This window comes from Actinoplanes sp. NPDC026623 (assembly GCF_040638275.1).
GTDB lineage: Bacteria > Actinomycetota > Actinomycetes > Mycobacteriales > Micromonosporaceae > Actinoplanes.
The window spans coordinates 1-7,453 of the sequence record NZ_JBEZXZ010000299.1 but is presented as its reverse complement, the minus strand read 5'-3'; the positions used below and the strand labels follow the sequence as shown (position 1 = coordinate 7,453).

The 7,453-nt window shown below is 74.4% G+C and carries 5 protein-coding genes and 3 pseudogenes; 7 read left to right on the top strand and 1 reads right to left on the bottom strand.

From position 1 onward, the window contains the following. Positions 1-249, bottom strand: a pseudogene (locus AB0F10_RS42765) (hypothetical protein); the annotation flags it as partial. A gap of 169 nt (positions 250-418) precedes the next feature. Here AB0F10_RS42765 and AB0F10_RS42760 point away from each other — a divergent pair. From AB0F10_RS42760 to AB0F10_RS42730, 7 genes and pseudogenes are all read left to right on the top strand, one after another. After that, a complete protein-coding gene (locus tag AB0F10_RS42760; RefSeq protein ID WP_360639529.1) occupies positions 419-1,684 on the top strand; it encodes an HlyD family efflux transporter periplasmic adaptor subunit in 1,266 nt (421 codons plus the stop codon). Between the two features lie 65 nt (positions 1,685-1,749). Next, positions 1,750-2,505: a response regulator transcription factor gene (locus tag AB0F10_RS42755; protein ID WP_360639526.1), complete on the top strand. Its 756-nt coding sequence runs from the start codon at positions 1,750-1,752 to the stop codon at positions 2,503-2,505. Beyond that, positions 2,502-4,115, top strand: a pseudogene (locus AB0F10_RS42750) (HAMP domain-containing sensor histidine kinase); the annotation flags it as partial. The gene AB0F10_RS42755 and the pseudogene AB0F10_RS42750, both read left to right, overlap by 4 nt. Further along, complete coding sequence (locus AB0F10_RS42745; RefSeq protein WP_360639523.1) at positions 4,094-5,308, top strand: HlyD family efflux transporter periplasmic adaptor subunit; 1,215 nt, start codon at positions 4,094-4,096, stop codon at positions 5,306-5,308. The pseudogene AB0F10_RS42750 and the gene AB0F10_RS42745, both read left to right, overlap by 22 nt. Positions 5,309-5,352: 44 nt before the next feature. Beyond that, positions 5,353-6,042 carry an ABC transporter ATP-binding protein gene (locus tag AB0F10_RS42740; protein WP_360639532.1) on the top strand — a complete coding sequence of 230 codons (690 nt, stop codon included), beginning with the start codon at positions 5,353-5,355 and terminating at the stop codon, positions 6,040-6,042. Continuing rightward, positions 6,039-7,238: an ABC transporter permease gene (locus tag AB0F10_RS42735; RefSeq protein WP_360639520.1), complete on the top strand. Its 1,200-nt coding sequence runs from the start codon at positions 6,039-6,041 to the stop codon at positions 7,236-7,238. The genes AB0F10_RS42740 and AB0F10_RS42735 overlap by 4 nt, the downstream gene beginning before the upstream one ends. Positions 7,239-7,246: 8 nt before the next feature. Beyond that, positions 7,247-7,453: pseudogene (locus AB0F10_RS42730) on the top strand (hypothetical protein); the annotation flags it as partial.

The following is a 7,453-nucleotide window of genomic DNA, read 5'->3' as shown; positions in this document are numbered from 1 at the left end:
GCCGGGACCACCGGGCGCGCCGGACGGGCCGCCGGACGGCCGGTTGCGGCCCGCGCCGGTCGGCACGGTGATCGTGACGCCGTTCCTCTTGAGGCAGTCCGCGTACGCGGTGAAGGCGGTGTTCGCGCCGCCGCCGCCGGTGCCGTCGGCATCGGTGCCGCCGCAGGCGGCCGTGGCGAACAGCAGCGCCACGGAGGCGATGCCCAGTCCCGCGATCCGGCGGGGTGACGTGTTTCTCGAGTGCGGCACGGTCTCTCCTCAATGACGCGGATACGACCCGCCAGGCAAGCCCCTCGACCTCGCCGCAACGTCGGACGTCCCTCGGAATCCGCTAGGAGTGCGTGCCGGTTCCGCCTCCGAGGCAACTCCGAGGTGGGACCGAGCCGGCGGCGAGGACTCTCGGCAACACTTCCCGACCATGGGTGATGGCCTGACCGCCTGGCGCGGGAGACACCGGCGGTGGGTGTGGACGGCGGCGGGGATCGTCGCGGTCCTGCTGCTGGTCGCGGGGACCGTGCGCGCGCTGACCGCCGGCGCCGGCGAGAAACCGGCCGCGGCGGCCACCGTCGCGGTGGATCGCGGCGCGGTGACCACCGCGGTGGCGACGACCGGCACGGTGGAGCCGGCGCAGACGCGCAGCCTGTCGTTCTCGGTGGCGGGCACTGTCGAAGGAGTCAAGGTCCGCGCGGGCACCATGGTGACGCCCGGCCAGGTGCTCGCGAGCATCGACGACACCTCCGCGGCCGCGAACGTCGATTCCGCCCGCGAGGCGCTCGCCGACGCCCGGGACGCGCTCGCGGAGGCCGAGGACGACGCGTCCTCGACCCCCACGACCTCGTCCGGCTGCGTGGTCGCGGCCGCCTACACCAGCCCCTCGGCGACGCCCGGCGGGTCGCCCTCGGCGAGCGCCACCGCCTCGCCGCCCGCCGCGACCACCGCGCCCACCCGGACGACGACGCCCGCCCGTGGCGGCACGCCGGCACCGGCGACGACCCCGCCGGCGCGGGGCGGCGGCCCCACCACGGGCGCGAGCTGCGCCGCCCCCGGCGGCGGGACGTCGGGCGGCGGACCGGGGCAGGGCGGCGACGCGGTGCTCAGCGCCCGGCAGCGGGTGAACCAGGCCGAGGTGACCGTGGCCAACGCCGAGGATCAACTGGAGGGCGCCACCATCACCGCGCCGATCGCCGGCCGGATCCTGTCGGTCGCGGTCAAGGTCGGCAGCCAGGTGAGCGCCGGGAGCGCCGCCGTCACCCTGGCCGACGTCTTCGACATGCAGATCAACGCCGACTTCCCGGAGGCCGACGCCGACCGGCTCGCCGTGCGGCGCAAGGCCGTCGTCACCCTCGCGGACCGGGCCGGGAAGCGCTTCGGCGCCACCGTCGTGCAGGTCGATCCGGTCGGCACCGACGACGGCACCATGGTCCGCTACGGCGTGCTGCTGTCGTTCGACGACGCACCGAAGGATCTGCTGGTCGGGCAGAGCGCGGCGGTCCGGGTGACCACCGGCGCGGCCGCCGACGTGCTGCGGGTGCCGAGCACCGCGGTGCACGACGTCGCGGGCGACACCGGGACCGTGCTGCGCGGCGGCGCGCCGGTGACGGTGGGCGTCGGGCTGCGCGGCGACCAGTACACGGAGATCACCTCCGGGCTGACCGAGGGCGAGGCCGTGGCCCGGTCGTGGTGACCGGGCTCAGGCCGCTCCAAGAGTATTCATACGGAATTCAAAGGAAGCGCTGATATCTCTTCCGGGTGCCTTCCGATACGCGCGGCTCCGTCGCACTCAGTGAACCACCGTCGCAGGCCCGCCCGACCCGGGTCCTGGTGGTCGACGACGAGCCCAACATCTCCGCCCTGCTCTCCGCGACGCTGCGGCTGGTCGAGTTCGACGTCCGGGTCGCGGAGTCCGGGCACGGCGCGCTCGTCGCGATCGAGGACTTCGAACCCGACCTGGTCGTGCTCGACGTGATGCTGCCCGACCTGGACGGCTTCGACGTCGCCCGGCGGCTGCGCGCCTCGGGGCGCGGCACCCCGGTGCTGTTCCTGACCGCGCGCGACGCCGTCGAGGACCGGGTCGCCGGGCTCACCGCCGGCGCCGACGACTACGTCGCCAAGCCGTTCAGCCTCGAGGAGGTGGTGCTGCGCATCCGGGCCATCCTGCGGCGCAGCCAGCCGGAGCTGGAGGTGCCGGGCGCGGCCGGGGTGCTGCGCTACGCGGACCTGGAGCTCGACGAGGACGCGCACGAGGTGCGCCGCGCCGGCCGGCTGGTCGACCTCTCGCCGACCGAGTTCAATCTGCTCAAGTACCTGATGGTCAACGCGGGCCGGGTGGTCAGCAAGGCGCAGATCCTGGACCGGGTGTGGAAGTACGACTTCGGCGGCGACGGCCGCATCGTCGAGTCGTACGTCTACTACCTGCGCCGCAAGATCGACAAGACGGACCCGCCGCTGATCCACACCGTGCGCGGCGTCGGCTACGCCCTGCGGCTGCCGCGCGGAGACGAGTGAGCTGGCGTCCGCGGCGGTGGGGGCACTGGACGCTGCGCTCGCGCCTGGCGCTCGTCGTCGGGGTGCTCGCCGCGCTCGCGCTGATCGCCGCCAACGTCGCGGGCCTGCTGCTGATCCGCAGCTACCTGCGGGACCGCATCGACGAGCAGCTCACCGCGATGACGCGCCCGTTCGTGAACGCCCAGCGCCCGGACCTGTCGCAGCCCGGCGGCCTCCCGCCGCGGGCCCGGCAGTCCCGGCTCGGCGCCGACCAGGTCGTCTACGTCTACGCCGCGGACGGCACGCTCGACACCTACCGCAGCTCGGCCGCCGACACGACCCGGCCGCCGGTGGCACCGCTCGCCGACGTCCTGGCGCGGGCCGCGCGGGGGCGGCCGTACACGGTCGCGGCGGCCGACGGCAGCGCCGACTGGCGGCTGCTCGCGGTGGCCGTACCGGAGACCGGCGCCGGCCGGGGCGGCGCGGTGGTGCTCGGCTCCTCGCTGGTCGAGGTCCAGCAGACCGGCGACCGGCTGCTGCTCATCGACGTCGGCGTGACCCTGCTGATGCTCGCGCTGCTCGGCGCCGGCTCCGCGTTCGTGGTGCGGCTCGGCCTGCGCCCGCTGACCGAGATGGAGCGGCTCGCAACCGCCATCTCGGCGGGCAACCTGTCCGGCCGGGTCGCCGGCACCGACGCGCACACCGAGCCCGGCCGCCTCGGCGCCGCGCTCAACCTGATGCTGGCCCGGATCGAGGCCGAGGTCTCCGCCCGGACCGCCTCCGAGCAGCGGCTGCGGCAGTTCGTCGCGGACGCGTCGCACGAGCTGCGCACCCCGCTGACCTCCATCCGCGGCTTCGCCGAGCTGTACCGCCGCGGCGGCGCCCCGCCCGGCCCGCAGCTCGACGAGACGATGAGCCGGATCGAGGGCGAGGCCGGCCGGATGGGGGTGCTCGTCGAGGACCTGCTGCTGCTCGCCCGGCTGGACCTGAAACGGCCGCCGGTGCCGCGGCCGGTGGACCTGCTCGAGATAGCCGCCGACACCATCCGCGACGCGCACGCCCGGGTGCCGGACCGGCCCGTACGGCTGGCCGCGCTCGACGACCACACGGACACCTTCGTGCCGCCGACCGTGCTCGGCGACGAACACGGGCTGCGCCAGGTCGCCACCAACCTGGTCGCGAACGCCCTGCAGCACACCGCCGGCGGGGCCCGGGTCACCGTACGGGTGGGCCGGGTGGCCGGCCACCTGCCGCCGGATGGCGCCGTGCGCTCCGGCGCGGTGACCACGGGCGTGCCGCTGGCCGTCCTCGAGGTCAGCGACGACGGGCCGGGCGTGCCCGCCGTGCATGCCCCGCGGGTCTTCGAGCGGCTGTACCGGGCCGACTCCAGCCGGACCCGCGGTCGCGGCGGCGGCTCGGGCCTCGGGCTGTCCATCGTCGCGGCGATCGTGCACGGGCACGGCGGCTGGGTGGAGCTCGACCCGAGCGACGGCCGCGGCGCCACCTTCCGGGTGCTGCTGCCCGCGGCGGGCGACGCCTCCTGAGGTTCCGAGGTGGCTCCCAGCAAGACCCGAAGATTCTCCGAGGGGGTGTCGCCACAGTGTCCGTCATGCCTGTGCCCCTGGGTTCCCTGCGCCGCCCCTCGGCGGCGGTCAACGCCGCACTCGGGCTGTTGCTCGTCGCCGGCGCCTACTGGGCGTACGAGATCGTGTCCGGTCCCGACGCCGGCACCGCGGCCTCCGCGTCGGTGCGGACCGTCGCCGTGCAGCAGGGCACCGTCACCGCCTCGGTCACCGCCGACGGCTCGCTGGTCAGCGCCGAGTCGGCCAGCGCGAGCTTCGTCACCGGCGGCACCGTCACCTCGATCTCGGTCCGGGTCGGCGACAAGGTCGAGAAGGGCCAGGTGCTGGCCAAGGTCGACCCCGCGGAGGCGAAGCGGACGCTCGCGGCGGCCGAGGCCGACCTCGACGCGGCCCGGGACGCGGTCACCCGCGCCGAGGACGCCGGCACCGACACGTCCTCCGCGGAGAACGAGGTCACCCAGGCCGGGCTCGCCGTCGACGAGGCCGAGGCGGGGGTGACCGGCACGGTGCTGCACGCGCCGATGGCGGGCACGGTCGTGGCGGTCAACGGGACCCTCGGCAGCTCGTCGTCCGGCAGCTCCTCGTCGTCCGGTTCGTCCGGCGGCGGCGGGCCGTCCGCGTCGGGTTCCTCCTCGTCGTCCTCTTCCTCGTCGTCGTCCTCCAGCGGCTTCATCGACCTCGCCGACCTGCGCAGGCTGCAGGTCACCGCCGCGTTCGCCGAGGCCGACGCGACAAGGCTCAAGGAGGGCCAGGCCGCGACCGTCACCTGGAACGCGCTGAGCGGCACCACACAGACCGGCAAGGTGGTCGCCGTCGACCCGCAGGCCACCACCGCGAACAACGTGGTGACCTACGGCGTCACGCTCAGCCTGGACAAGGTGCCCACCGGCGCTAAGCCGGGACAGACGGTCTCGGTCTCCGTCGTCACCGGCGAGGTCGCCGACGCCATCTACGTCAACGCGGCCGCGGTGACCACGGTCGGCAACCGGCACACCGTGACCGTGCTGGCCGACGGCGTCCGGGAGGTCCGCGCCGTCGAGATCGGGCTCGAGGGGGACCAGGCCACCCAGCTCATCTCAGGGGTGACCGTGGGGGAGCAGGTGGTGATCACGACGGCCGCCGGCACCACCGGCAGCGGCACAGGCGGCTTCCCGGGCGGCGGCCTGCCGGGCGGCTTCGGCGGCGCCCCGCCCGGCGGCGGCTTCAACGGCGGCGGCACGGGCACCCGGGGCAACCGGTGACCCGGCCGGTCCTGGACGTCCGCGACCTCACGAAGGTCTACGGCATGGGCGAGGCGACGGTGCACGCGCTGCGCGGCGTCTCGCTGACCGTGGAGCGCGGCGACTACGTGGCGATCATGGGCTCCTCGGGCTCCGGCAAGTCGACCCTGATGAACATCCTCGGCGCGCTGGACGCGCCCAGCGCGGGGACCTACCTGCTGGACGGCGTCGACGTGAGCCGGCTCGCGGACCGGCAGCTCGCGCTGGCCCGCAACCGCCTCATCGGCTTCATCTTCCAGGCGTTCAACCTGATACCGCGGACCAGCGCGGTGGCCAATGTGGAGCTTCCGCTCGCGTACGCGGGGGTCAAGCCGCGGCAGCGCCGGGAGCGGGCGATGGCCGCGCTGGAGATCGTCGGGCTGGCCGACCGGGCCCGGCACGAGCCCAACCAGCTCTCCGGCGGCCAGCAGCAGCGCGTCGCGGTGGCCCGGGCGCTGGTCACCGACCCGGCGCTGGTGCTCGCCGACGAGCCGACCGGCAACCTGGACACCCGCTCGACCGCGGACGTGCTGGAGGTCTTCGACCAGCTCAGCGCCGCCGGCCGCACGATCGTCCTGATCACCCACGAGCCCGAGGTCGGCGACCGCACCAAGCGGCTGGTCCGGCTCGTCGACGGCCAGATCGTCACCGACGTACGCCAGTCACCGCTCGACCGCGTACCGGTCGGTGCCCGGTCCGGAAGGCACAGCGTATGAGCTTCCATGAGGTGGTCCGCTTCGCCCTGCGTGGGCTGTCGGCCAACAAGCTGCGGTCCGCGCTGACCATGCTGGGCATCCTGATCGGCGTCGCCGCCGTGATCCTGCTGGTCGCGGTCGGCAACGGCTCGGCGCAGGCGATCAGCGACCGGATCGAGGCGCTGGGCACCAACACGATCACCGTGATGAGCACCGGCCGCGGCGGATCGAGCAGCACCGCGCTGACCCCCGCCATCGCGGACGCGCTCGTGGATCCGGCCCTCGCGCCCGACGTCGCCTCGGTCTCGCCGGTGGTCAGCGCGTCGGCGACGCTCACCTACGAGGGCACCGATCACGAGGTGAGCCAGTTTGTCGGCACCGCGCCGAGCTGGTTCGCCGCCTCGAACACGCCGGTCGGCGCCGGCGCCGGCTTCACCGCCGACGACCTGGCGCAGGGCCGGCGGGTCGTGGTGATCGGCCAGACCGTCGCCGAGGAGCTGTTCCCCGGCACCGACCCGCTCGACAAGCAGGTCACCGTCGGCGGGGCGCTGTTCACGGTGGTCGGGGTGCTCGCGGCGAAGAGCTCGACCGGGCTGCAGGACGGCAACGACACCGCGATCGCCCCGCTCTCCGCGGTGCGCCAGGTGCTCACCGGGTACGGGGCGCTGAACTCGATTCTGGTCGAGGCGAGGAGCCCGGACCGGGTCAACGCGGTCCAGTCCGAGGTGGCGACCATCCTCAACCAGCGGCTTGAGGTGCTGCCGTCGGCGTCGAGCACGCCGTACCGGATCCAGAACGCCTCCCAGCTGCTGGCGACGCAGACCGAGACGGCGGACACGTTCACCACGCTGCTCGGCGCGGTCGCCGCGATCAGCCTGCTGGTCGGCGGGATCGGCATCACCAACATCATGCTGGTCACCGTCACCGAGCGGACCCGCGAGATCGGCATCCGCAAGGCACTGGGTGCGCCCCGCCGGGTGATCCTGACCCAGTTCCTGATCGAGGCCACGGTGCTGAGCGTGCTCGGCGGCGCCCTGGGCGTCGCGGCGGCGCTGATCGGCAGCAGCTTCGAGATCGTCGGGGTGAAGCCGGTCATCGTGCCCAGCTCCATCGGGCTCGCCCTGGGCGTGTCCATCGCGATCGGCCTGTTCTTCGGCGGCCTGCCCGCCGGCCGGGCGGCCCGGCTGCGCCCCATCGACGCGCTGCGCTACGAGTGAGGATCGTTGTGAACCCTTCTTTCGACGACACCGCCGTCCTGACTCCGGTCGGCACCGAGCCGATGGAGCCGCAGGACCGCGACGACGGCCTGGCCGCCGAGCTCGCCCGGGCCGCGCCGCGCCGCTGGTGGAACCGCGGCACGCTGGTGCTGGGCGCGATCGCCCTGGTGCTCGGCGGTTTCCTCGGCGGCCTGCTGGTGCAGCGGAGCTACGGG

Excerpts from the sequence above, each read along its gene's own strand:
- AB0F10_RS42760 (WP_360639529.1), top strand. The coding sequence starts at position 419 with ATGGGTGATGGCCTGACCGCCTGGCGCGGGAGACACCGGCGGTGGGTG.
- AB0F10_RS42745 (WP_360639523.1), top strand. The coding sequence starts at position 4,094 with ATGCCTGTGCCCCTGGGTTCCCTGCGCCGCCCCTCGGCGGCGGTCAAC.
- AB0F10_RS42740 (WP_360639532.1), top strand. The coding sequence starts at position 5,353 with ATGGGCGAGGCGACGGTGCACGCGCTGCGCGGCGTCTCGCTGACCGTG.
- AB0F10_RS42735 (WP_360639520.1), top strand. The coding sequence starts at position 6,039 with ATGAGCTTCCATGAGGTGGTCCGCTTCGCCCTGCGTGGGCTGTCGGCC.